Raw genomic sequence first — 24,176 nt, 5'->3', positions numbered from 1 at the left:
CCTACTTCATTCCTTTTCCTTAGAAAGGAGGTGATCCAGCCGCAGGTTCTCCTACGGCTACCTTGTTACGACTTCACCCCAGTTATCCGACCTGCCTTCGACGGCTCTCTCCTTACGGTTAAGTCACCGGCTTCGGGCATTTCCGACTCCCATGGTGTGACGGGCGGTGTGTACAAGACCCGGGAACGTATTCACCGCAGCATGCTGATCTGCGATTACTAGCGATTCCAGCTTCGTGCAGGCGGGTTGCAGCCTACAGTCCGAACTGGGTCGTTATTTTTGGGATTTGCTCACCTTCGCAGGGTCGCTTCCCTTTGTTACGACATTGTAGCACGTGTGTGGCCCAGATCATAAGGGGCATGATGATTTGACGTCATCCCCACCTTCCTCCAGGTTATCCCTGGCAGTCTCCATAGAGTTCCCATCTTACTGCTGGCTACTATGGACAAGGGTTGCGCTCGTTGCGGGACTTAACCCAACATCTCACGACACGAGCTGACGACAACCATGCACCACCTGTCTCAGATGTCCCGAAGGACTGAAAGCATTACCTCTCATTCATCTGGATCTCAAGATCTGGTAAGGTTCTTCGCGTTGCTTCGAATTAAACCACATGCTCCACCGCTTGTGCGGGTCCCCGTCAATTCCTTTGAGTTTCATTCTTGCGAACGTACTCCCCAGGTGGAATACTTACTGCGTTAGCGACGGCACTGAAAACCTATGGTTCCCAACACCTAGTATTCATCGTTTACCGCGTGGACTACCAGGGTATCTAATCCTGTTTGCTCCCCACGCCTTCGAGCCTCAACGTCAGTTGCTGTCCAGTAAGCCGCCTTCGCCACCGATGTTCCTCCTAATATCTACGCATTTCACCGCTACACTAGGAATTCCGCTTACCTCTCCAGTACTCTAGTTATACAGTTTCCAAAGCACGCCCACGGTTGAGCCGTGGGGTTTCACTTCAGACTTGCATAACCGTCTGCGCTCCCTTTACACCCAGTAAATCCGGATAACGCTTGCCCCCTACGTATTACCGCGGCTGCTGGCACGTAGTTAGCCGGGGCTTCTTAGTCAGGTACCGTCATCTCTCTTGCGAGTCTTTCTTCCCTGCTGATAGAGCTTTACATACCGAAATACTTCTTCACTCACGCGGCGTCGCTGCATCAGAGTTTCCTCCATTGTGCAATATCCCCCACTGCTGCCTCCCGTAGGAGTTTGGGCCGTGTCTCAGTCCCAATGTGGCCGTCCGACCTCTCAGTCCGGCTACAGATCGTCGCCTTGGTAAGCCGTTACCTTACCAACTAGCTAATCTGACGCGGGCCCATCTCATACCACCGGAGTTTTTCACACTGAGTCATGCGACTCTGTGCGCTTATGCGGTATTATCAGTCGTTTCCAACTGCTATCCCCCAGTATGAGGCAGGTTGCCCACGCGTTACTCACCCGTCCGCCACTAAGATTAAACAAGATTTGACCGAAGTCTCGTCAGCGTCTAATCTCCGTTCGACTTGCATGTGTTAGGCACGCCGCCAGCGTTCATCCTGAGCCAGGATCGAACTCTCACGTTTAAAAGTTTGATTCTGTTCAGAACTTTAAGCTGTGCTTTTTGTTCTGTCCGTTATTACTTTGGTTTGTTACATTTCTGAATTATTCTCTTGGAATTTTTCAGGGTTGCATTACTGTTTATTTGTCAAGGTGCTTTGTTGTTGCTCCGTATTGCCGCAACTCATTTAGAATATCATGAGTGGAATCTTTTGTCAACAACTTTTTTAAACTTTTTTGAAAGTTTTTTACGAAGCCGCATGTTTCCTTGGTTTCGGCCCCCTTTTTCAAGCGGGCAAAAGTTATTATAGCAAAGCCGATTATTAAATGCAACACCTTTTTTCGGGAATTTTTTATAAAGATTAATCACCACAAAATGTGGTACTAATGCAAATGCTATCTCCCTACAAGTAGTACCCGGCGCTTATTGTTCCAATCCTTTACCGGCCATCATAACAGTTCATCAGGTAGATCAAATTGAAATAGTATCGCTACAGCGATATAATAATAGTACCTTAATTATCCTTTTCAAGCAGGAGCAGACATGATCATTTACCACGGTTCAGAACAAGTAATTCATAACCCGTCATTTGGAACAGGCAATATCAGCAATGACTATGGCAGAGGTTTTTACTGCACAGAGCACATGGAGCTTGCCGGAGAATGGGCCTGTAAAAGAGACCGGGATGGCTTCATTAATAGTTATGAGCTTGATACAAGCAGCTTATCTGTATGTGATCTTGGGAGTGATGAATACAATATACTCAACTGGCTCGCTCTCCTCACCAGATATCGCGGGTATTGGCAAAGGAAGAGCATTGCCGAGGAGGCAAAGACCTTTTTACAGGAGAACTATCTTATAGATATATCCGGTTTTGACATAATCAAAGGATACCGGGCAGATGACTCCTACTTCTCTTTTGTGCAGGACTTCATTGCCGGAACCATATCCCTGCAGAAGCTAAGCGCTGCTATGCGCTTTGGTGATCTCAATGAGCAAATAGTTCTGAAAAGCGAACTTGCCTTTAAACACATCTCTTTCATTAATTATGAAGTGGCAGATGCCGGCACTTACTATCACAAGAAGACCAAACGAGACCTGGATGCCCGGAAGCAATACCGTGACCTAAGGCCTTCAGCCGGTGCTCTGGATGAGATCTATATTATTGACATTATGAGAGGAGCCAAAGATGGAACACTGCGCATATGATGAACTTTATCTTCCACTGGCCCAGCGTGTCATGGGCGATATGTATGATTACGCCGTCAACACACTCAATATAGCTATTGAGGCCTTCCATAAATTATTCATCGTTTCGGGAATGGGGCATCAATTTGAGATCGGAAACCCCACATATATAGCCGGCAAGAATGGCTGTGAAGTTGCCAGGGAAGTTATTGCTTCCTGCAGTGACAGGAGCATACACTCAGAGGATGTTATGTATGTAGATAAATCCAGAGAGTTTTGGATCGGGTGGTCATTAGCATATTATCAGTGGATAAGTGACCGCAGCTTTGAAGAGATAAATTGCCATGTCCCTATAGAAGCAATGTATGGCATGTATGATACGCTGCACGAAGCAGATGTTTCTTTATATGTAGAGATCATGAATGAAAAATGTGCTGTGGAAAAAGAGGCAAGCACTCTTAAGAGGCTGCGGCAATACGCAGAGCTGTCCCAGAGAGCCCTGGCAGAGCGGTCCGGGGTTCCCCTTCGTCAGATCCAGCTGTTTGAGCAAGGCCAGCGCGATATAACCAGAACCCAGGGGCAGACATTGTATCAGCTTTCAAAAGCCTTAGGATGCAGCATAGAGGAGCTGGTCCGCAATCAGTAATCCCCGCCCTGTTTCTTTTGCCATGCATCCATAGCCATTTATTCAGCCACATCTTCTACAGTCATTTCATACCAAACAAAAAACTCTCAGGAACCGAAGTTCTTGAGAGTCATGTGCTAAACGGAGAAAGCGGGATTTGAACCCGCGCGCCGCGTTAACGGCCTACACCCTTAGCAGGGGCGCCTCTTCAGCCACTTGAGTATTTCTCCATGCCTGAATCCTCCTACCAATATGCAGTTAGAATTCAAATGCGCCTTGCATTAATCAGACGCAAAGTTAATTATACAAACCAGTCTCCGCTTTGTCAAATACTTTATTATTCTTCTTTATTATACTCTTTCACTGCGGTTTCATACAGGTTATTTCCCTTTGAATCAATTACCACGATCGCAGGAAATCTCTCAACGGTAAGCTTTCTTATGGCCTCGGTTCCAAGATCATCGTAGGCTATCACTTCGGAAGCCACAATGGCCTTGGACAAAAGAGCTCCTGCTCCGCCTATGGCTGCGAAGTAAACGCTGCCGTTTCTTACGATGGCATCGATAACTTCTTGGCTGCGCTTGCCCTTGCCGACCATTCCGCCAAGTCCCATATCAAGGAGCCTTGGGGCATATTTATCCATGCGGCTGGCCGTTGTGGGACCTGCCGAGCCTATCGGTCTTCCCTCTCTTGCGGGAGAAGGCCCCATATAATAGATGATATTGCCTTTAACATCCAGCGGCAGAGTCTCTCCTGCAATAAGAGCTTCGTCCATTCTTTTGTGGGCCGCATCTCTTGCCGTATATATGGTGCCGGAAATATAGACCATGTCACCTGCGTTTAATTCTGCTGCAGCTTCCCTGCTGATGGGTGCTGTTACCTCTCTATCCATTTCTTACCTCAATGAGTGATTCTGATATTTGATGTCTCCGTAAAAAGGGTCACGCCTTTATAACACAACGCTTGCATGCCTGTTAACATGGCAGCAAATATTCACCGCCACGGGAAGTCCTGCAATATGGGTGGGATATGTGTTGATGTTGACTGCCAGTGCAGTCACGGTGCCGCCGAGTCCGCCCGGGCCTATTCCGGTTTTGTTGATGGAATCCAACAGCTCTTTTTCCATATCGGCAACGTAGGGTATGTCGGAGTGCTGTCCTACCTGTCTTGTGAGGGCCTCCTTAGCCATCTGGGCACATTTTTCAAAGGTGCCGCCGATTCCCACTCCTACAACCATGGGAGGACAGGCGTTGGGGCCTGCGTCCTTTACCGCCTGGATGATGGCTCTTTTGACCCCGTCTTCCCCGTCGGCGGGCTTAAGCATGAATACGCGGCTCATGTTCTCACTTCCAAAGCCCTTGGGCGCGATGGTGATGGTGACTTTGTCGCCAGGGACTATATTATAGTGGATCACCGCCGGGGTATTGTCGCCGGTGTTCTTCCTTATAAGAGGGTCGGATACCACGGACTTTCTAAGATAGCCTTCAGTATAGCCTCTGCGCACGCCTTCATTTATGGCATCTGTAAGGCTGCCGCCTGTAAAGTGGACATCCTGGCCCACTTCCACGAAGAAGACCGCCATTCCGGTATCCTGGCAGATGGGGATCATATCCTCACCGGCAATCTTTAAGTTCTCCTGAAGCTGCCCTAGTATCTGCTTTCCAAGAGGTGCCTCCTCTTTGTCGCAGGCATCGCAAAGAGCCTTCTCCATATCAGGGGAAAGCTTATGGTTGGCGTCGATACAAAGGGTCCGTACCGCCTCCGTTACTGTTTCTACGTTTATTTCACGCATTTTTGCTCCTGTGGATCTATTGCTGTAATCTATAGTTCTTTTCCCGGGGAAGATCAGGCGCCGGTAATGGTGTCGCGGATTTCTTCCAGTTCCTCGGCTGAAGGGCTGGTGGGTTTCCAGAGAATGTGCTGTCCGTCTTCGGCGTATCTGGGAATGATGTGAAGGTGGAAGTGCATAACGGTCTGGCCCGCGGTCTCACCGTTGTTCTGAACAAGATTAAGGCCGTCGCAGTGGAGCTTATCCTTCATGGTCTGCGCAACCTTCTTGGCAACAACTGCTGCCCCTGCCAGAGTATCCTCGGGGATCTCAAAGAGGTTTGCATAATGCTTCTTGGGAAGCACCAGTGCGTGGCCCTTTGTTGCGGGACCGTTGTCCAGGATCACCTTAAAGTCATCATCTTCATAGATGGCGTTGGTGGGAAATACTCCGTTTGCAAGCTTACAAAAAATACAATCTTCCATTATACTAAGCCCTCCATAACTTTATCGTTTTTCAAGATCACAATGTTGATGATTCCAAGAACAATCCCCGACAGAAAGCCCCCAAGATGCGCTGCGGTATTGGCTCCGGCCTGGAAAAAGCAGGCGTGCATCACAAAAGCACCAAGAAGCAGGAGTCTGAAAAGGACGTTCCTGTTGGTTATGAATCTTTTTCTGTTGATGGTTATCCAGACCACAATGAAGCCCACAAGGCCCATTATGGCACCGCTGGCACCGACGGAAAGCCAGTCCAGGGAATTTCGTATCTCATAGGCCATGGATATCATGTTGCCCACAAGTCCTGACATTATATATAGGAAAATAAAGAACGGGTGGCCGGTGTAATTCTCAACGATTGCCCCTGCCAGAGCCAGCATCAGCATGTTGCTCATAAGGTGCTGGGGATCGGCATGAAGAAACATGGCGGAGAAGAGCCTGTAGAACTGGGCGTCCCCCACAACACGGGCGGTTATCATGGCGCCTTTTTCAAACAGATCTGTGGCCACCGTGGTTGTTATAACGAAGATAATGACATTTATGATCATCAGCCCGAGGCTGATATAGGAGTTCTTGTAGATACGCTCCTGTCTCTCCCAGAAATCCTCCCGGGATACATTTGCTTCCTGCATAGGACAGTCCCAATCCTTTATTCTGACATCAGATCAAACAGCTGATCCAGGCTTCGCAGTGTCTTAAAGTCGCCTTTAAGCTTGATGCTGCCTTCCATGAAACCTCTCTGGAAAGTCATGCGGCCACCCAGGATATCCTCGATGATCCTCTGCTCTGCGGAAAGAAGTACATCACAGCCCTCCTCGTCAGCCACCCTGCAGTCGCACTTGCTGCCTGCAACATCAATGACCACAGGCTTAAGTTTGGGATTGTCGGTAAAAGAGATCTTGTATTTGGCGTTAACACCTGCAACAGGCGTAAATTTCTTTGTAAGGACCTTGGCGTACTCCTCAGAGTTGCCGCTTGCCTCATCCTGGCCCATTTTGTCCCTGAAGATACTGGCAAGTTCCTGAAGATCCTCCTTCTGTTTGCGAACATACTGATCGTCGGAGGCATATTCCGAGAGCTGCTCGGATTCCTGAGGTGTAAGGTCAAGGCTGCTGCTGACACCGACCTTTGTGATAACCGCCTGATTGCTGGCAGGAAAAACAGGCATCTTCTGATTGATGGTCCTGTAGATGTTCTCGGTTTTTTTCTCGATTATCTTGGTGTATTCGCCGCTGTTCTCAAGCTTTGTGGTATCTGCGATGTATCCGCACATACCGTCGCAGGGAAGGCCTCCCAGCATCTCCCAGGCTGCGGCAAGGCTCATCATGCCCTCCCTCTCTCCGTGGGTTGTGGACATGACAACCGGAGCCATATAGATCTCCTTGATACGGTCCTTGTCACCGTAAAGCCAGCATGCATCAAGGAACTGCATCATATAGCCGCCTATGCCAAACCATTCCACCGTGGAGGCAAGGATAACTCCGTCAGCATCCTTCAGGGTGTTGGGCAAAGCAGTGATCCCGTTCCTCTGTTCATAGAGGTTATACTGCTGTACTTTTACATTCAGTTCTTCCAATACTGTGGTGATCTTTCTGATGACGGACAAAGTAGGATCGTCAATGATCCCTCTGCCGCCGTAATAGATATTGATCTTCATGGCTGCCCCTCCAAAACTGATAATGGTATTATATCACACAATGCCCTAAATATATGCAATAAGAGCGGATCTTTCGATCCGCCCTTATCGTTTAAAGGTGTTTGATTAAGTTGCTTGAAGTGTTCACATATTTAATGAGAGTTTTTGCGAAAGTATTATGCCTGAGGCTTCTCCTCTTTGTTCTTTCTTCTTACGTACTCTTCGATGGATACTGCTACGATGAGTGCAAGGATGATAAGAATCCACCAAGGGAATCCCTTCTTAGTCTCGATAGGAGCTGCTGCTTTTGCTGTATCTTCATCGTCGATGGTAACAGCGGGCTTCTTAACCTCTTCTACAACATCTTCCTTCTTCTCTTCTACAACGGGTGCCTCTTCTTCCTTAATTTCTTCTGCTTCGCCGCCTTCTTCTACTACAGGTGCTCCGCCTCTTGCTCTTCTCTCTCCGAGAACTACTGCCTGAGGTGCTGCGGGCTCTTCTGCTACAGGTGCGGGTGTAGGTGTAACAACGGGTGCTACATAAGGAGTGTCATCTGTATCGTCTGAAGGGCCGGGGGTAGGATTAGGGTTAGGATTCGGATTCGGATTAGGGTTGGGATTAGGTGTAGGTGTAGGAATCCTGTATGTGAATCCGTCATCTATAAGTCCCCATGCTCTGTCTGCCTGGCTTCTTGCATACTGTGCGATACCATTGACTCTGTTATATGCTCTCTGAGCCTTGTCATATTCTGCAACTGCTCTTCTATATGCTGCCTCTGCTATTCTAAGATCACCAGCTGAAGCATCGCTCTGTGCTTTAAGGTTCTTGATTGCCTTTGCTGCGTCAACCACTTTGGTGTATGCGGTATTTACTGCTTCTTTCTTACTCTTAGCATCAGTAAGTGCTGTGTTTGCAATGTCCTTCTGTAATCCGGCATCAGTTACCTTGCCCAGAAGATCTTCAAGATCTGTGTTGTTGATCACTTCATTAAGATCATCAACTGCCTGCTGTGCATTTGCGATCATGTGACGATCGTTGTTGTAGTAATCAAGCTCTTTATAGAAAACAGCTCCGTTCTTTGTGATGTAGAGCCAGTGTGTTGAAGGATGTCCGTCAACAGTGTGAGTTGTATTATCTACAAAGAAGCTATAAATTTCTGTTTTCTTCTGTCCGTTTTCATAGTAGGTTGCCTTGATATTGCTGCTGTTTCCATTGAACTCGACTTTCAGGTTTTCCTTGCCATAGAGCTTAAACTCAACGAGAGCTTTGGCCAGTTCTTTGTCTGCTCTGTATATGTCTCCCTGGCCCCACCAGTTATCCTTATTCTCGTTGTATACGTCGATCTCTCTGCCTTCAATTTCATCTACATGTGCGATGATATCTGCCATTGCGTTGGCTCTCTCAAGAGCCTGGTTGGCTGCTTCAAGATTCTCGTTTGCTCTGTCAAGTGCATCTTTCGCATCATTGTAGTTATTTGTAGCTGTAGTAAATGCTTCATCTGCATCATCAAATGCATCCTGAGCATCTTCCTGTGCTTTCTTTGCTGCTGCAAGGGCCTGCTTTGCTGCATCAATCGCATCCTTTACATCGCCCTTAGCATAGCGCTCGGGGTTATTTGCATACCAAGGATTGTTTGCTCCGTACTCCTTAAGAAGTGCATCAAGCTCTGCCTGTGCTGCGTCTGTTGCTTCGTTTGCTTCCTGAAGTGCTGTTGCTGCTGCATCCAGTTCGTCCCTAGCTGCTTCCTTTGCTTCAGTTGCTACATCCAGATCTTCCTTAAGAGCTGCTGCAATTTCTTCTGCATTCTGAGCTGCCGCCTCGGCTATCTCTGCGTAACCGATTGCCTCTTCCTTCTTCTCCTCTGCTTCTGCCTGAGTCTCATATTCGCCTGAAAGGCCTTCAACATTATTTGCTTCTACTGTTGCAATTCCTGCATCTATTCCTGCGAAAATAGTTGCCAAAGGAGCTTCTCCCTCAACCTTGATGGCTGCTCCTACCATCTCGCCCATATTTTCATAGGCATCGCTGATATTTTCCTGGTACTCTTTCTTTTTCTCTGCTGCTGCATCATTGAGTGCGTCCAGTTCCTCGATGCTCTGATCGATTGCTTCGAGCTTCTCGTCTGCGATATTAAGATACTGATCTGTGGTTTCGGGCTGTGCTACCTGTGCAGGAGGAAGTGCTGCCTCAACTGCTGCCTCAGCAGCCTCTACCTTAGCCTCTACCGCATCGTTCATCTGGGGTGCGGGAGCGGGAGCTTCTACTCTTATCTCGGGTGCGGGCTCACCCTCAACAGCGAATGCTGTAACGGGGTGAATCATAAGTGTTGCACTAAGTGCGATTGCTAATGCTTTCGTAATCTTTTTCTTCATAACGCTTACCTCGCTTTTCAAAAATCAAACACCGCATCTTCTTTTTGTGATCACTTTGCGTTCAATTTGTGATCAATGTGTGAACTTTGTAAACTCATATTAGCAAAGGGGTAATCATGACAATCATCATAAAGAGCAAAAATTTTGTTGTTTAACCCTTTATTTATGAATGGTTTATGGTTTGTTTATACTATATACCGTACAGTGTTCACCTGCAGTCGAAAAACACAGCACCCATGCGGATTTCATCGCCCTCACCTATGAAAGTCATCTCTCTGGGATTCAGCCTTATCCCGTTTAGAAACGTACCGTTTGTACTCCCAAGGTCCATGATTGCAAGCTTCCCCGCTTCCTTTAAGAGCCTGCAGTGTATCCTGGAAACACTTGGATCTCCCAGCACTCTGTCAACACAGCCCTCCATTTTCCCTATGGTAAGGGGCAGCTTATCAAGGGCTATTCTCATGGTCCTGTCAAGATTTCTGCTGTATAAGGTAACATCATCGGACTCCTTTTTTCTATCAAGGACTACTGTCTCCTGGTACGCAGCCGGCTCCTTTTCAAAACCTGCGGGCGTCATACCGTATCCTGTCCCAGACATGGGGCCCGTGATCCTTACCGGTGTTCCGCCGAAGGTATCCCTGTCATCGAAATCATCAAAGTCATCATAGACTTCCTCATGATATCCGGCCTCTTTTGCCTTATCATCATCTTTGCTTTTGCCGATGGCTCTTTTCCCGCCAAAGTCCCTGATCCCGCAGACAAAAGATACAGCTCCCGTCACCACGGATACCAGCATGACCAGGATGGAAAGCATATTCTCCTCCTTTGTGAGGATGTAATTCATTCTTATGTACATCATGGCTGCCACCACCGCTGCAAACAGCAGGGAAAAGAGAAGCTGGAGCCGCCCGCCAAGCTTCTGACCGGCACGTTTAAGCCTCCCGGACCCGGTTCCCTTCATGATTCCCGGGGAAGGTTCATCGTAAAGCTCATCTTCGTCCATCGGATCATCATAGTCCCTGATATACTCTCCGGGATTATCATCAAAGCCGGCTCTTGCGGTGGTTCTTTTTTCCAAAGGCTCTCCGCTTCCGGAAGCTGCATCTTCCGCCCGGTCTGAAAGAAGCTCTTTTATGGTGGCCAATGTGAAGGCTCCCGGAGATGCGCTCTTCTCACAAAGAAGGTACGCAAGTTCGGCGGCCCTCTCATCGCCAAGATCCACAAGGTCAAGAATCTGCGCAGCAAAGCCCTTAAAATCCATGGGCTCATCATAGAAGGGACAGTAAAGGAATCTGTATTCTCCGGTGCCAAGATCCGTGTAGACGGCTTCTGCATTGAAAACCAGCCCCTCCTCTCCCAGAAGGTACTCGGAGAGTTCCTCCAGGACCGCCGCAGCGTCCGACAACAGGCGCCGCAGCTGCTCAAGATTCATGCCGCCCACCGCAAACCGGTCCTTTACCGGCTGCATGGAACCGATATCATAATATAGAAACTTTCCTCCGTTTATATTCCTTTCAGAGCAGGGCACAAGGCCTTTTATCCCGCCTTCCAGCATCCTGTACTGATATCTGTTGTCCTCATCATCCTCAGGGCCTTTTTCAAACACCAGATAGTTATGCTTTAAATCTCTGTAATACTTATAATCCATCACTAAATTCCTTCCCGATATCCTTTAATCTCTTAAATGTTCTGATATGCTTTGCTGTTTCTCTTTTTGTGGCCTTCATGTAGACCATGTACTCCCATCCGCTTATGGGTTTTAAAAAGTAGCGCCCCATGGCCGAGTGATTTGCCGAGGCCCTCCCCGTCACCGTGACGGTTTTGCCGCTTGACGCAGCGCTTACTGCAGGTTTTGAATTGCCGAAGTATTTTTTCCCAAGAACGTCAGATGCACTGTCTGCCACGAACCCCACGGGGTTGTCTTCCCAGCCGGTATTGTTCTGCCTTGTTGACCTGAAGGCCAGGATGTAGGCGTCCTGTGTCAGAAGGCACCTTCCATATAGAAAGAACGCGAAATAAATAAGAAGAACGATGCTGCACAGCGCCATGGGAACCACCAGCGCAGCCTCCAATGTCATATAGCCGCCAGCCTTACGCAAAGAGCATCACCCCCACTCCGAAAGCCACAAAAGGCACGAAAGGGATCCTGGTCTTTCTGCCGGCCTTCTTTAATATAAGAAGAACTCCGGAAAAAAGTCCGCTTGCCATCACCGCAATGCCAAGTCCGGCCGCAAGAACGGCAGGTCCCACAGCAGGTCCGATGCCCAGGGCCAAAAGCCCGTCTCCGTATCCCACGCCCCCTCTTGTGATATAGGCCGTAAAAAGAAGCAGTGCCCCCGGCAGCAGGGATATCAAAATCTCCAAGGGCGAAAATGCTCCTGTGGCCAAAAGATATATCACTCTCCCCAAAGACAGTGCGCCGCAGCACCAGATGAGCCACATGGGAATTTCCTTTTCCTTTATGTCCCTGAAGGAGATTATCCCCAGGACAGTTAATATGATCATGCCAAATATCATTTTTATCCTCCTTAATATCCGCATGCACTGCAGGGCCCGCGGCCTCCCACTTCCGAAATGGGTATGGTGCGGATCTTTCTTTTTAGCCCGGTGCAGTCCACCCGGCTGTGATATCTGTTTCCGTAATCAGTAATGAACACATTGCCGCCGGCCACATTTTCCCCGCAGTACTCGCAGGCTTTGTACCTGCTGCCGTCACTGTTTCTTAGATTTTTTGCCTCCTCAAAGCCAACGCTCTTTGCGCTTACATGAAGATACCTGCAGTCTATGTCCCTGTGATACTTCTCGCCGTGATCGGTCACATAGACCATTTCCTCGCCAGTCTCTTCATTTGCAAAGCCGTCCGTCAGGTCGTAGCCCGTCCAGGCGTGGCCGTAGAAGCGCCCCTCCACGGGAAACTCCTTAAAGCCTATGATCGGAATAATAGGATGGACCTTATAGTCCGCCACAATATCAACGATGTCTCCGTCAAGCAGTATCCGTGAATTCAAAAAGCTTATTCCCGCTCTTCCACCGGTGATGCAGCCGTTATCTTCCTCTTTCCCGAGATACCCTCGAACTTCAGACGCCGCGAGAGCTATCCCCGCAGCCCCGGCAAGGGTGTCGATCCCGGTGCTCTCCCCCTGCGCATCTGCGCCAAGGAGCCCTTCTCCGAATCTAAGGTCAAAGGCCCTTTCGCAGATCCCGGATCCCGTCTGATGGAGAGCCGCTTCAATCTCTGACTGGGCTCTTACTATCCCGAAGAGCGTCATGATATTCGCAAAGAAAAAGATGAACAGGGGAAGCACCAACGATGCCTCCAATGTCATGGAACCCTGAAGCTTCCTATTCCTCATATCCGTAGACCCTCTCTATCTTCACGTCATACCCATAGGTCGTGGCGACGCTTATCTCCGCGCAGAATGTATCAAGGCAGTAGTCGAGCCTGAAATTCCTGTTGCCCGCGCTCCTTCTCACATCCATTTCCACAACATCCCCCATTCGCCGTAGCTTTTCTCCAAAGGGCGACAGCAAAAGCCTGATTCGAAGGTAATCCTCGTAATACAGCCCCTCGCCCAGATCTCCCCCATTCAAGTGGTCTCTGAAATCAAGCATATTTACCAGGCTAAGCCGCCAGGTGGCATCAGACTTAAGAATTGGGACCCGTCCTCCGGAAAAGAGAATGTTAAGATCCGATATGCTCTCGGCAAAAGTCCAGGCAAACAGGATCGAGTACTTGACCGGTTCCAAAAGCTCCGGCACTAAAAGCACCGCTGTCAGGACTGCTGCCACCGCTTCGGCCTCCGCGCATTTTGCCGGGTTGTTGAACAGGTAGATCATGTTGGAAGCCTCTCTCCAGAAAAGGAGTGTTCCCGCCATTTTCTCCAGATTCCTGTAATCGCTGTCCTGTCCGAAGATCAGGTATTCCAGCTGGTATTTGAGCTGTGATTTCTCAAGTTCCTGTCCGTACCTTGAGCATTTCTCGTAGAAGTACTGTTCTATAAGAAGCTTTTCCGATGCGGAAATATCCTCATAATCCCGAAGTCCCGTTCCTTTGTTGAGCTTCCTGTGGGAGGGAAGATCAGCTATATTCACCGTGGCCGCAGAAATACTGCCTGGATTTTTCACCGCAAGGCCTAAGGCCCCTACCCCTTTTTGAGAATTAACGGTGTCCGCAGGATTCCCCAGGGTTATCTGTTCCTCTTCTCCCTCTTCGTTGATCACGGTGGGAAGTTCCACACTGTCTATGGCCTCCTGATTTGCCGCAGCCATGGCCTCAACGTCCGTGGAATCAAGAGCGTTTCCCGTGACCATGTCCGCGTTGCCAAGTACATCCGTCATAAGTCCCTCCACAGGATCCGCTCCCATATAGGCAAGGATCTGCCTTGCGAAGACCGAAAAGTCGTTATCCGTGGCAAAAGAGCTGCCGGTGATATCTACGTCTTCGCAGTACATGGAGGTTATGGTCTGAGCATTTATAAGCCTCCCCGCCGTGCTCCTGTCGAAGTTTTTCTGAACATAATGGCGAAGATGTTCCCGGGTATTTACTATGGAAGGATTGGCCCTTCCGTAGGAGGTGTCTACCATAAGAAGGCCGTACTGCTCATAGAGCTGCCTGTTGTACTCCGCAAGTACCGAGTTCATGGCAATGTCCGCCACGCACTCTGTCTTCATCTTCACCGCTCCTATCCTGGCTCCCTGAAACAGCGCCAGAATAAGGGACATGATCAGCGTTATTGTCAGGGATAAAAAGACGGTGAGGTATCCCTTAGTTCGTGATGACGCGCACATCTTGTCTGATCGCCTTGAACACGTCTTCAACAATGCCTGAAATCTGGTCTTTAAAAACAATGACCAGCCCGATGAGAACCACGATGATAAGAATAACCTCCACCGTACCCATTCCTGACTCCTCCTGATGGAAGTCCCTGATCTTCTGCATTACCTTGTTTCCAAATAGCTTTATTTTATTAATCATTTTTCTTTTCCTCCGTTAAAATGCCAAATACGCAGGTATCATGATTATGATCATCACGATGACCAGCATTATTATCATTGGAAGAAGAAGCTTTGTTCCTGCTTCTTCCCCGGCCTTTCTTGCCCGGTCCATCCTGGCCTGAAAGGCATTTTTCGACTCCTCCCTAAGGAGAGTCAGAAGTTCTCTGTTTCCTTTTTTAAGATTCTGGGTAAGGAGCGTTGAGAGCCTTGTGTACTGCTGCCCTCCGCATCTTACTCCGAAGTGTTCGTAGGCACTTGCTTCGGAAGTTCCTGAAGCTAGCTCCCTGTTAGTCATAAGAATCTCCTCATACAGAAATCTGTCGGGGCCTCCATTTTTCTTTTCCCTAAGATAGGAGGAGGACAGCTTGCCAAAGATGTTGCGCATGGTCATACCCGCCTCCATGTAAAGGACTATGGAGGAAATCATCTGGGAATAGTCTCCCAGCATCTGCTTCTGGCGCTCCTCCAGAGATTTTTTAAGTTCCTTGTCCTTTAAGACGTAGGAGGCGACGCCCCCTATCAGCGTCAGCAACAGAAGGAGCAGACTGTTGTCGGTCTTTTTCTCGCTCCAGGTTATCTCCCGGCCCTCATAGCTTTCGGGAAGCGGTATGGCTTCCTTCGTCCTTGATTCACTGTCTGCCTTGCTAAGGAGCTCTTTCAGTTCCTTAACCGCCTTCTCCCCCGGGGAAAGGACCCTTGGCATGACGTTGGCGTAGAGAACCTGCTGCCAGTCATATTCCCCATAGCTAAAGGTCGCGGTCAGCATCACCGGAGATCCTTCCTCCGGAATATTTTCTTCCTTAAGATTTCCCTCCTGTCCCATCACCTCGTAGTTATCAACCTTCCAGTGAATCTCAAATGGATAGCCCTCAAGCTCTTCCGTAAGATTAAGATCCATGGACACATTATCAAGGTTTTCGTTTTCTCCAAGAACCGTTCTTTCCATTTCCTCTAAGGCTTCTTCAAAAAGAGCGTCAGCCTCCTCATAGGTATAGCGCTTCGCCGCGACATTCATCCCGAATTCCCCAAGCTCCTCGCCGGAAGTGTCCGTTGCCACAAGAACGGTTTCGTAGTCCCTCTCATGGTAGCTGCCTCTTTTGACCGCTCCCTCTTCGTTAAAGTGACTTACGCTTCCTGCCCCGAGGCTTGCAAAAAGAGCCAGCAGATTACCTGCAAAAGCCATGATAAGCACAATGCTTATCTTTCTTGTAAAGTACTCCGCCTCTGCGTTTTCCATGTCCTTTCTCTGCTCCAGGGTCCTTAGGTACACCCTTATCTTCTCGGAGGAGACGCTCTTTATCCTTCCCTTAAGCATCCGGTATATATAGAGCGATGCCTTAAGAAATGCCCTGCTTATGCCGGTTTCCTCCATTCCAGGTGGAAGCTCCAGGTCCTTTGACAAGAAAAGAAGCACAAAGACCAAAACCGGAAAGATTCCGTAGAGATATGCAAGCTTAAACATCTATGTTCACTATCCTTTCCGACATAAGATATGCGCCGATGTAAAGGCCCATACAGACAGTCATCAAAATGATCCCGGTAAGATTGTGGTAGAGGGGCTCAAAGAATCCCCTGCTTGTAATGCTTATGTAGAGGATTATGAAGAAGGGCACCAGGTTCATGATGCCTGCCTCCATACGCTTTGCGCTGATGAGCACATCAATCTCCTTTTCAACGTCCATCTTTTGAGAGATGACAGCTATGGTCCTTCCTATGATCTCCGTCAGGTTTCCGCCGCCTCTTTTGGCCACCGCAAAAACCTCGGCAAAATCCATGATGTCCCGGTTTCCGGATTCTTTTCCCACCCCGTACAGGAGCTTTTCTATGGGAATATTATTGGCAAGGCCCTTACGGATCTTTCCCAGAGCCCCGCAGATGAGACTGTTTTTGCCATACAGAAGTGCCATGTCATGGTAGGATGCGATAAATGCATTCTCCACCGAGTACCCCGCCTTCATTGAGGTGAGGACACTGCTTACGGCATCTCTGAACTGTATTCCCATGAGCCTTGTATTTCTCTTTCTTTGAAGGCTCTTTTCATGGACAAACCAGGGCAATATCATGGGCAAAAGAATCATCACCGCCAGCCAGGAATCGTAGAACAGCCTTCCGAACAAAAGAGCTATCACCGCCCCCTGCAAAAATATGGGCCAGTCACTAAGTGCAGGCCGGCAGCTTAATACCTGCTGCCACAAGTTTCTCAGTGCCTTTAAGTTCACCGACTTTCCTCCATTCTCCTTTTATTCTTCCATCCTCCGTTCCCGTTTCCTCAAACTTAAACAGCGGGTTTACCGAAATCTTCCTGGTTACCGGATCGATCTCTTTTTCCAGCTCACAGATTTCAAGGACCTTTCTTGACCTGTCTCTTAGTCTTCCCAGATGGATCACTATGTCGATGCCGGATGCTATCTGGCCTCGTACTGCCGGCAGAGGGATCTCGATCCCCATGAGCACCATGGTCTCTATTCTTGAGAGCATGTCCTGTGCGCTGTTGGCGTGACCCGTTGACATTGCCATATGACCGGTGTTCATGGCCTGAAGCATATCCACGCATTCATCGCCCCTTACTTCTCCGACTATGATCCAGTCCGGCCTCATTCGAAGGGAGGACTTTATGAGGTCCCTTATGGTTATTGGCCTGCAGCCCTCCACGTTGGCGTTTCTTGCCTCGAGCCGTACGAGGTTTGGAACTCCTCTTATCTGAAGCTCTGCATTGTCTTCAATACTTATGACTCTTAGGTCCTTGGGAATAAAATCCGAAAGAGCGTTGAGAAAGGTGGTCTTGCCCGAACCGGTGCCACCGGAAATAAAGATGTTGTAGCCTGCCCTGATCAGGGCGGCGATATAGTTTTTAAGTTCTTCCGATATGGATCCAAGCTCCAAAAGCCTGTCCATATCTATGGGTTTTTCGGGGAATCTTCTGATGGTGAGGACCGGGCCCGACAAAGACGCCGGGGGCAGAACAACATTTATACGGCTGTTTCCGCCGCCCCCAAGCCTTGCATCCACTATGGGCGAGGCCTCGTTTACCACCCTGTTGCAGGAGGAGACAATCTGCTGGATCACATCCTCGAGCTTCTCCAGGGAATCAAACCTAAGGTCCGACTTCTGTATGGCTCCGTCTTTTTCAATAAAGATATTGTCGGTGCCGTTGACCATGATCTCCGTTATGGATGGGTCATCAAGAAGCTTTTGAAGCACATCAAGCTTTCTTATGGAATCAAACACTTCGGTACGAAGGGCCTTCTTCTGTTCAAGGGTGAAGGTTTTATATCTAAGGAGCTGTGTCATCTCCCTGTCGATAAGCTCATACATCTCACCATCGCTTATGTCCCTGTAAAAGTCTATCGACCCCATTACCCTGTCTTTGATGGATTTTCTTAAACTGTCCATATCATGTTCCAAACCAGGGATCAAGGACTTCCACTCCCCTCACAAGGCTGCTTACGCACATATCATAGAACTCGCTGTTCTTGATGTGGGGGACGCAGCATTTTATGGTTTTGTTTAAAACGTCCTCATAGCCGTTTTCCAGAAGGATCTTTTTGTATCTGTCCATTCTGTACTCATCATCGTCATTGAGCCTTGTGACGGTATAAACCTTGTCGCAGGAGCGAAGAATGTCAAAAAGATCATCCGAACCGTCCTTAAGGTCTATCACAATATTTCTGTAGCCGCAGTCCCCGGACAGATGGCCTATAAGCTCCATCAGCTGGCTGTAGCCGATATCTCTGCACTGTTTTGTGGTTTTTGGTGGTGGAATGATATCCAGGGCATTGACAGACTTTTTTACCCTCTCAAGATTGAGGGCAAATTTCCCCGGATTAAGATCGTCTAAGAAAATAAGATCCGTGATATCAAGTTCGGGTTCCCCCCCGAACATTTTGGTAAGTGGTGAATATGCATCAAGACAGATAAGAACCGTCCTTCTTTCCTCGGAAAGGCCTTCGGCAACTCTCCCGGCAAGGGTGGTCTGACCGGATCTTGAAAGCGGAGTGTAAAAACCGTGGACACTACATTGTCCTGTTCCCGGCTTAAGTCCTATATCCCGGAACCGGTCGGGGTATTCCGCGCAGTACCAGATGACCGACTCCTTGATCCTTCCGGCGGGAAGATACTTTCCAAGGCGCCCTTGATTGTTCTTCATATCAAGGACTATGCCAAGGCGCTGGGGGTCCTCTGTCATCATCTCCTCGTCAAGAACTATGGTGTTTTGGTACTTCTCCATATTTCCCAGCTCCTCAAGCAAAGCGAGGCACTCCCGTGAGATAAGAACAAGTCCCGGGGTTCGCCCTGTAAAGAACTCATCCATGATCTTCACATCGGTAAAAGAGACATAATCAAAGGAAAATTCCAGATTGTCTCTTAGGTATTCCGTAAGCCGCCGGCAGTATTTCTCATTGCTGTCGCACACGGCAAAGTAATTCTTCTTCATTCTTTTCGAAAAAACTCATCTCCTTTTTTTGTTTTTCGAGCTCGTGAAAAAGAATTTATCACCGGGAAAAAACTTTGTAAACCCCCGGAAAGTCCTCCCTCCCGGTCAAATCTTAAGAATTTGTTTTCGGCTTTCCTCATCCCGGGGCACCTGCAGTAATCCCGCAAAAATAGCGGGGCCCGGGGACCTTGAATTTCTTCATGGTCTCCGCCCCGCTATCGCAAAGTCGTTTATTTGTGTTCCATATTAATAATTTAGGCCCTGAAAAATTAATATCTTAAGATTTTCTTAAGCCATAAGTCCCCTGTTCATGGAAACCGCGGTAACATCCTCGTTGAGGCTGAATCTTCCGTAGGTCAGGCCGGCAATAACAGTCTGGGTATTTCCCATGAGCTTTGCGCTCTCGTCTGCCTTCTCCAGCTCAAGATATGCGCTGTGAAGCTGCTTAAAATTCTGAAGCACCTTCCAGACTCTGTGGATGTTGCCTTTTACCCCTGCAACCATGAGCTCTCTCTTGGAGAAAATGTAGATCTTGTGCAGGTTCTTGGCAAGCTCGTATCTCATATCCAAAGAGCGAAGAAGCTCGTCGATACAATTCTGGGCATATCCTATGCTGCGGTCTGCGTCGGCTCTTTTCCCGAGGGCAAGGGCATCTATTGTATCGTTAAGATAATCCATTACCATTTCATAAATGATGGTGATCATCTGAGTTTTGTTGGCCTGGGTTATCCTGAGGGTGTATTCCTGTTTCTTTTCCTGTGTCATGGGCTAATCCTCCGGTAAAGAGATGATCACTGCAGAAGCTGAAGAACCTGTGAAGGCCTCTCGTTGGCCTGGGCCATCATGGAAGTTCCCGCCTGGGAAAGTACCTGCTGTGTTGAGTAGGTGGTCATTTCCTCTGCCATATCAACGTCCATGATTCTTGAATAAGCGCTGGTCATGTTCTCAACGGTGATGTCCAGGTTGCTTACGGTGTGCTCAAGTCTGTTCTGGTAAGCACCAAGTCTGCTTCTGATGCCGCTGACTGTAGTGATTGCCTGCTTGATGCTCTCGATTCCCTCTTTTGCACCCTGAACATTTGCAAGGTCAAGGTTGTAAAGACCAAGGGCGTGAAGATTTACCTTGGGAATCCTGATGTCCATGGTCTGGCCTTCATTGGCGCCAACCTGCATGGTCATGGCTCCCTTGCCGGTGAGCTCAAGGTTCACTGTGTCATTGAAAAGCTCGTCGATCTGGAGCTTGATCTCTCTTCCGGTATTGTCGGAAATTGTGAGGACATCCTCTTTTATTGTTGCAACGCCGGTGGGCATGTACTCCTTGCCGTCGCGATACACCTTGATCTGGTTCTCGGAGCCGTTTCTGAAGAAGATGGCCTGCTTATCAACGCCGGTGGTTCCTGTAACATGCAGATAATCCACATCGATACCTGTGATGGTGTACTTGCCGGCTTCGATATTATCTGAATAGCTAAGAAGCTGCATCTTGGGGTCTGTGACTGCTGAGTCGGGGTCACTTCCAACCGTAGCATAGCCTTTCAGGTCAAAAGAGCCATCAAGTATGCACTGTCCGTTGAACTCGGTAGTGTTTGCCATTCTCTCAAGCTCCTCTTTAAGGAGGGTTACTTCAGCCTGAATGGCCTCTCTGTCGCTGTCCTCAAGGGTTCCGTTGCTGGCCTGGATAGCAAGCTCGCTCATTCTCTGAAGGACAGCATGGATCTCGGAAAGGGATCCGTCTGCTATCTGAACTATTGAAATCGCATCATTGGAAGAGTCATTGGCAACTCCCAGTCCTTCGATCTGGGAATTCATTCTTCTGGACATTGCAAGGCCGGAGGGATTGTCCTTGGCGTTTGCAATCTTAAGGCCACTGGATAAGCGCTCCAGTGATTCCGAAAGAAGCGTGTCATTTCTCTGAAGTGCGTTGTTTGCTATCATTGCGGATACGTTGTAATTAACCTTCATTCCTACCTCATTTCTTCACATGGTGAATTTACAGGGCTTCGATAAAAGCCTTAGCCATTGTCAGAAGTGTTCTTGTCTGTGTCTTTTCATTGTTGCCTTCCGTGGCATCTGTAATCATTCCACCTGCGTGGGCAGGTAATGACTGTGTGTGGTAAAGGATCGCAATATTGTCTCTGTCCGTGCTTGCTTCCTTTATGCTGCCCTCAAGGCCCTCACACATCCTGTTTCTTACATCTTCCAGATATTCAGCGATCTCGGGACTCTTTCCGTTGGAAGTTGTGATCATTCCTCTAATTACCTGCCTCTCGATGTAGAGACTTGCGGTAAGCAGTCCGTATTCATCTGTCTGAACACTGGCGTCCATCCTTGAACCTGTAGCCGCCTCAGTATTTAAGGTGACATGCATTGAGATAACCTGGCCCTCAATCTCCACCGGAAGATCAAAACTTCCGCTTTCTGCGCCGCCGCCCATTACCGAGAGCTGCTTCTGCATCAGGGATATGGCCCTTACGTCGATATAGTTGTCATCGCCCGTCATTATCTCTTCAGATAGTTTATCGGAGAAATCCTCCAGAATCTTAACGTAAGTTTCTTCATAATTATCCTCATCCATTTTTTCGATGAGTTCTTTCTGCTCCTGCCTTGTTCCTGCCTTCTCCCAGATGTGGCCGTTCCTGCGGTCCCTTCTGTTCTCGATCATGGCCTCAAGGTTGTTATAGGTAACCTGGATATCCGCTGCCTTCATCTCATCAAGGGCGGGCTCTGCTGCCTTAAGCGCAGCGGTCTGCCTTATGGTCTGAAGCTGCTGCTTTAAGTACTCTCTGCTTAGATCCTTATCTTCTTTGGCCTTTGCCAGTTCATCAGCAAGCTCGGGCAAAAGAGTCTGCTCATTAGGCTTTACAGCTGCAAGCTTTTCAGGTTCAAGGTTCTCATATACCACCTGAGCCTTTGCTCTGTAATAGGTAAAGGCTGTATTTATCTGACTATCGATCCTGTTGGCGGGATCTGTGGCTGTTCCAAGACCGCCGAACTCATCGTCCACAGTGTAGTCCATTCCGCGTCTTGATGTCTTCTGGGTTCTTGTGGCATCAAGAAGATTTCCCACGGTCATGTCTCTTCCTGTCTTAAGTAAAGATCCGATGGCCTGATAGTCTGTGGTCTTAAGGGTGTGGAAAAGTCTGTATATTCCTATAAAGGAAGCTTTTTCTTCCTTTGTGATGTCGCCCTTCTTTTCCAGCTTATACAGGAACCTGGAGTATTTTTCATTATCCTTGCTGTTTTCCCTGTCTTTGGAATCGCTGCCCTGGTCAAGGCTCTGGGATAACTCCTCAATTGTCATGGAGAGGGGATTTTTGCCCTCTCTTATAAGATCGAGGACTGCTCCGGGTTTGAGCCTGTCAACAGTGGCCTGGAGTTTTACGTCGAGGGCTCTTACCTTCTCGAAGTTCTCCTCGCTTACTTCCATTCTGTTATAACCGAGGATCCTTATGGTGCGTCTGTTTTCATCCGACAGCTCTTTTCCCAGATCCTTTAAGATGTCATCCACATTTCTGAAGGCCTTTTTAATGCTGTCTCCAAGGTCTGCCCTGGGAGCGGTCATGAGCTTTTCATAGCCCTCTCCGGCCTGTCTGAAGCGGGTTGTCATCTCCTCTGAAACCGTACTTATCTTAAACAGGCTCATGCTCTCAAAGCTTCCGGAGAGCTTTCCTACTACGTCGGCAGGACCTTCCTTTATAATGCTGACCCTGCTCATGGTCATTCTGGCAATGACAGCTGTATTGGCAGGAGTCACCTGTGTTATCTCGTCGACGCTCTTGCCTGCTGCCTCATCTCCCATATATCCAAGAGTGGTCTTAAGCCTCTCAATAAGGTCTTCCATGGGGGCTGTGTCGATGGAGAAGCCGCTGTCAAGAAGTTGCTTGTTGGCCTCCACCGTCATCTGAAGACGGACCTCCTCCAGCTGAAGCCTTGCGGTCACAAACCTGGAGTCTGTCTCTTCCACAAAAGTTCCCGCCATATGGAACTCTGAGGTAAGGTTTCTTATATTAAGTATCTTTCCTTCCGAGAGAGTGTCCTTTATGTTCTCGTCGGTGATGCTCTTTACGTCCTCAATATACCTTGCGGCTTTCGTAAGATTAGAGGCTGGATCAGAAAGATCTCCTTCCACAGCTCTTTTCCCGTCTGCAATGGCTGAAGCTGTGGCGCCTGCTGCCAATTCGAAAGAGATGGGGAATTCAACGCTTCTTATGGTTTCCAGGGATGTGATGTTCTCGGGCGTAAGGGGAATTCCCTGGGATACCATCCATTTGGCATTTTCTATATTATCTGCATCCTTGGGATCCATGCCGGCTTCGCCGATGACTTTTTCCATCTGGGGCACAAGCTGATCCCAGTGGATGTTGTCGGCCTTCTGGGCGTAGTAGCCGCCCTCGGCATAAAAGCCGCGCTCAGCCACGTTCTGGCCGTTGGTGCTGTGGGATGCAAAGTAAATGTTCTCTATGGTAGGTCTCATGTTATTGAGCACCATAAATTTGACAGCACTGTCGTCAAGGCCTGTTAGCTCTTCAACCTGCTCATAGGCCTGATTTGCTGCCTTTACATTATCTGATGTAAGGGGGATGTCATTCTGTCTGAAGCTGTTTTGGATAGATCTTGCAAAGCCTTCGCTTCCGGTGATCTTCGAAAGTTTCTCGAAACTTAAGTCATCGTTGTAGCCAACAATCTCCACGCCGGACTCAAGAAGAACGCTCTTGATCTTATCGACTATGGTGACAGTCTCTTCACTGTCAGTATTTTTGATATCAAAACCATCCTCGGCGGCCTTGGCAAAGTCCTCCGGGGACATGGTGTTTGATAAAAGAGCCATGTAATTATGTCTGGTCAGGACATCCGTATCCTGAGCCATCCTGGAAACATCTTCCGCGCTTCTTGCGTGCTTTCCGTATACGTCACTGGAAAAGCCGCTTCCGTCAAGGTTTACAGCGTATCCTTCCTTTCCGGATAAATTTGTTTTTGAGGGTCCTGACACTATCCTTCCGTCCGCATCCATGCCTGAAAGAATCGGTTCGTTCTGGGTCTTTTGACCTGTAATGGTCTGAAAGCTAATGTTCATTCTGCTCCTCATTAATAATCAACGTCAAATAGAATGCCGCT

21 protein-coding genes, 1 tRNA gene and 1 rRNA gene are annotated in these 24,176 nt (G+C 48.5%); 2 read left to right on the top strand and 21 right to left on the bottom strand.

Annotated features, from left to right (window positions below; all coding sequences use genetic code 11):
* Window positions 1–23 precede the first annotated feature (23 nt).
* A 16S ribosomal RNA gene (locus tag T456_RS0110635) occupies window positions 24–1,568 on the bottom strand.
* A 518-nt stretch (window positions 1,569–2,086) separates the two neighbouring features.
* On the opposite strand from T456_RS0110635, the gene T456_RS0110630 reads away from it, so the two are divergent.
* Together T456_RS0110630 and T456_RS0110625 are read left to right on the top strand one after the other, a co-directional pair.
* The gene (locus T456_RS0110630; RefSeq protein ID WP_024866146.1) at window positions 2,087–2,752 is read left to right on the top strand and encodes a DUF3990 domain-containing protein; all 666 of its coding nucleotides are present in this window, start codon (window positions 2,087–2,089) and stop codon (window positions 2,750–2,752) included.
* Window positions 2,733–3,377, top strand: a complete 645-nt coding sequence (locus tag T456_RS0110625) for a helix-turn-helix domain-containing protein (protein WP_024866145.1) — start codon at window positions 2,733–2,735, stop codon at window positions 3,375–3,377. Before T456_RS0110630 ends, T456_RS0110625 begins: the two co-directional genes overlap by 20 nt.
* A 121-nt stretch (window positions 3,378–3,498) precedes the next feature.
* Here the strand turns inward: T456_RS0110625 and T456_RS0110620 are convergent.
* From T456_RS0110620 to T456_RS0110520, 20 genes are all read right to left on the bottom strand, one after another.
* A tRNA-Ser gene (locus T456_RS0110620) sits at window positions 3,499–3,586 on the bottom strand.
* Window positions 3,587–3,693: 107 nt separating this feature from the next.
* On the bottom strand, window positions 3,694–4,248 hold the full coding sequence (locus tag T456_RS0110615) for a Fe-S-containing hydro-lyase (protein ID WP_024866144.1): 555 nt from the start codon (window positions 4,246–4,248) through the stop codon (window positions 3,694–3,696).
* A 57-nt stretch (window positions 4,249–4,305) separates the two neighbouring features.
* On the bottom strand, window positions 4,306–5,148 hold the full coding sequence (locus tag T456_RS0110610) for a fumarate hydratase (protein WP_024866143.1): 843 nt from the start codon (window positions 5,146–5,148) through the stop codon (window positions 4,306–4,308).
* Window positions 5,149–5,201: 53 nt separating this feature from the next.
* Window positions 5,202–5,609, bottom strand: coding sequence for an HIT family protein (locus T456_RS0110605; protein ID WP_024866142.1), 408 nt, complete (start codon window positions 5,607–5,609; stop codon window positions 5,202–5,204).
* Complete coding sequence (locus T456_RS0110600) at window positions 5,609–6,256, bottom strand: rhomboid family intramembrane serine protease (protein ID WP_024866141.1); 648 nt, start codon at window positions 6,254–6,256, stop codon at window positions 5,609–5,611. Before T456_RS0110600 ends, T456_RS0110605 begins: the two co-directional genes overlap by 1 nt.
* A gap of 17 nt (window positions 6,257–6,273) precedes the next feature.
* Complete coding sequence (locus tag T456_RS0110595; protein ID WP_024866140.1) at window positions 6,274–7,281, bottom strand: SCP2 sterol-binding domain-containing protein; 1,008 nt, start codon at window positions 7,279–7,281, stop codon at window positions 6,274–6,276.
* Between the two features lie 155 nt (window positions 7,282–7,436).
* Window positions 7,437–9,632, bottom strand: a complete 2,196-nt coding sequence (locus T456_RS0110590; RefSeq protein WP_024866139.1) for a hypothetical protein — start codon at window positions 9,630–9,632, stop codon at window positions 7,437–7,439.
* Window positions 9,633–9,840: 208 nt separating this feature from the next.
* A complete protein-coding gene (locus T456_RS21320) occupies window positions 9,841–11,280 on the bottom strand; it encodes a DUF6382 domain-containing protein (RefSeq protein WP_024866138.1) in 1,440 nt (479 codons plus the stop codon).
* Window positions 11,270–11,731 carry a hypothetical protein gene (locus tag T456_RS0110580; protein ID WP_024866137.1) on the bottom strand — a complete coding sequence of 154 codons (462 nt, stop codon included), beginning with the start codon at window positions 11,729–11,731 and terminating at the stop codon, window positions 11,270–11,272. Before T456_RS0110580 ends, T456_RS21320 begins: the two co-directional genes overlap by 11 nt.
* Window positions 11,724–12,149: a prepilin peptidase gene (locus T456_RS19780; protein ID WP_024866136.1), complete on the bottom strand. Its 426-nt coding sequence runs from the start codon at window positions 12,147–12,149 to the stop codon at window positions 11,724–11,726. The genes T456_RS0110580 and T456_RS19780 overlap by 8 nt, the downstream gene beginning before the upstream one ends.
* Before the next feature lie 11 nt (window positions 12,150–12,160).
* On the bottom strand, window positions 12,161–12,985 hold the full coding sequence (locus T456_RS21315; RefSeq protein ID WP_024866135.1) for a TadE/TadG family type IV pilus assembly protein: 825 nt from the start codon (window positions 12,983–12,985) through the stop codon (window positions 12,161–12,163).
* The gene (locus tag T456_RS0110565; RefSeq protein WP_155838067.1) at window positions 12,975–14,420 is read right to left on the bottom strand and encodes a DUF5702 domain-containing protein; all 1,446 of its coding nucleotides are present in this window, start codon (window positions 14,418–14,420) and stop codon (window positions 12,975–12,977) included. Before T456_RS0110565 ends, T456_RS21315 begins: the two co-directional genes overlap by 11 nt.
* Entirely contained in the window at window positions 14,398–14,607 is a 210-nt protein-coding gene (locus T456_RS19770) for a Flp1 family type IVb pilin (protein ID WP_035801800.1), read from the bottom strand. Before T456_RS19770 ends, T456_RS0110565 begins: the two co-directional genes overlap by 23 nt.
* Before the next feature lie 15 nt (window positions 14,608–14,622).
* Window positions 14,623–16,089, bottom strand: a complete 1,467-nt coding sequence (locus tag T456_RS19765; protein WP_024866133.1) for a type II secretion system F family protein — start codon at window positions 16,087–16,089, stop codon at window positions 14,623–14,625.
* Window positions 16,082–16,756 (bottom strand): type II secretion system F family protein, encoded by a 675-nt coding sequence (locus T456_RS0110550; protein WP_155838066.1) that lies wholly within the window; start codon window positions 16,754–16,756, stop codon window positions 16,082–16,084. The genes T456_RS19765 and T456_RS0110550 overlap by 8 nt, the downstream gene beginning before the upstream one ends.
* 28 nt (window positions 16,757–16,784) lie before the next feature.
* Entirely contained in the window at window positions 16,785–18,020 is a 1,236-nt protein-coding gene (locus T456_RS0110545; protein ID WP_024866131.1) for a CpaF family protein, read from the bottom strand.
* 1 nt (window position 18,021) lies between these two features.
* Window positions 18,022–19,062: a hypothetical protein gene (locus T456_RS0110540; protein ID WP_024866130.1), complete on the bottom strand. Its 1,041-nt coding sequence runs from the start codon at window positions 19,060–19,062 to the stop codon at window positions 18,022–18,024.
* A gap of 288 nt (window positions 19,063–19,350) precedes the next feature.
* Entirely contained in the window at window positions 19,351–19,827 is a 477-nt protein-coding gene (locus tag T456_RS0110530) for a flagellar export chaperone FliS (protein ID WP_024866129.1), read from the bottom strand.
* A 26-nt stretch (window positions 19,828–19,853) separates the two neighbouring features.
* Window positions 19,854–21,023, bottom strand: coding sequence for a flagellin N-terminal helical domain-containing protein (locus tag T456_RS0110525; protein WP_024866128.1), 1,170 nt, complete (start codon window positions 21,021–21,023; stop codon window positions 19,854–19,856).
* 28 nt (window positions 21,024–21,051) lie between these two features.
* Window positions 21,052–24,135: a DUF6240 domain-containing protein gene (locus tag T456_RS0110520; protein WP_024866127.1), complete on the bottom strand. Its 3,084-nt coding sequence runs from the start codon at window positions 24,133–24,135 to the stop codon at window positions 21,052–21,054.
* Between the last annotated feature and the right edge of the window lie 41 nt (window positions 24,136–24,176).

Source organism: Butyrivibrio sp. FCS014 (assembly GCF_000526935.1).
Classification (GTDB): domain Bacteria; phylum Bacillota; class Clostridia; order Lachnospirales; family Lachnospiraceae; genus Butyrivibrio.
Note: the sequence above shows the minus strand (reverse complement) of the source record. Positions and strands in the feature narration are given on the sequence as shown.

Excerpts from the sequence above, each read along its gene's own strand:
- T456_RS0110600 (WP_024866141.1), bottom strand. The coding sequence starts at position 6,256 with ATGCAGGAAGCAAATGTATCCCGGGAGGATTTCTGGGAGAGACAGGAG.
- T456_RS0110590 (WP_024866139.1), bottom strand. The coding sequence starts at position 9,632 with ATGAAGAAAAAGATTACGAAAGCATTAGCAATCGCACTTAGTGCAACA.
- T456_RS0110545 (WP_024866131.1), bottom strand. The coding sequence starts at position 18,020 with ATGGACAGTTTAAGAAAATCCATCAAAGACAGGGTAATGGGGTCGATA.
- T456_RS21315 (WP_024866135.1), bottom strand. The coding sequence starts at position 12,985 with ATGAGGAATAGGAAGCTTCAGGGTTCCATGACATTGGAGGCATCGTTG.
- T456_RS19780 (WP_024866136.1), bottom strand. The coding sequence starts at position 12,149 with ATGATATTTGGCATGATCATATTAACTGTCCTGGGGATAATCTCCTTC.
- T456_RS0110610 (WP_024866143.1), bottom strand. The coding sequence starts at position 5,148 with ATGCGTGAAATAAACGTAGAAACAGTAACGGAGGCGGTACGGACCCTT.
- T456_RS0110615 (WP_024866144.1), bottom strand. The coding sequence starts at position 4,248 with ATGGATAGAGAGGTAACAGCACCCATCAGCAGGGAAGCTGCAGCAGAA.
- T456_RS0110525 (WP_024866128.1), bottom strand. The coding sequence starts at position 21,023 with ATGAAGGTTAATTACAACGTATCCGCAATGATAGCAAACAACGCACTT.
- T456_RS19770 (WP_035801800.1), bottom strand. The coding sequence starts at position 14,607 with ATGATTAATAAAATAAAGCTATTTGGAAACAAGGTAATGCAGAAGATC.
- T456_RS0110540 (WP_024866130.1), bottom strand. The coding sequence starts at position 19,062 with ATGAAGAAGAATTACTTTGCCGTGTGCGACAGCAATGAGAAATACTGC.
- T456_RS0110595 (WP_024866140.1), bottom strand. The coding sequence starts at position 7,281 with ATGAAGATCAATATCTATTACGGCGGCAGAGGGATCATTGACGATCCT.
- T456_RS19765 (WP_024866133.1), bottom strand. The coding sequence starts at position 16,089 with ATGTTTAAGCTTGCATATCTCTACGGAATCTTTCCGGTTTTGGTCTTT.
- T456_RS0110565 (WP_155838067.1), bottom strand. The coding sequence starts at position 14,420 with ATGTGCGCGTCATCACGAACTAAGGGATACCTCACCGTCTTTTTATCC.
- T456_RS0110630 (WP_024866146.1), top strand. The coding sequence starts at position 2,087 with ATGATCATTTACCACGGTTCAGAACAAGTAATTCATAACCCGTCATTT.
- T456_RS0110520 (WP_024866127.1), bottom strand. The coding sequence starts at position 24,135 with ATGAACATTAGCTTTCAGACCATTACAGGTCAAAAGACCCAGAACGAA.
- T456_RS0110625 (WP_024866145.1), top strand. The coding sequence starts at position 2,733 with ATGGAACACTGCGCATATGATGAACTTTATCTTCCACTGGCCCAGCGT.
- T456_RS21320 (WP_024866138.1), bottom strand. The coding sequence starts at position 11,280 with ATGGATTATAAGTATTACAGAGATTTAAAGCATAACTATCTGGTGTTT.
- T456_RS0110605 (WP_024866142.1), bottom strand. The coding sequence starts at position 5,609 with ATGGAAGATTGTATTTTTTGTAAGCTTGCAAACGGAGTATTTCCCACC.
- T456_RS0110530 (WP_024866129.1), bottom strand. The coding sequence starts at position 19,827 with ATGACACAGGAAAAGAAACAGGAATACACCCTCAGGATAACCCAGGCC.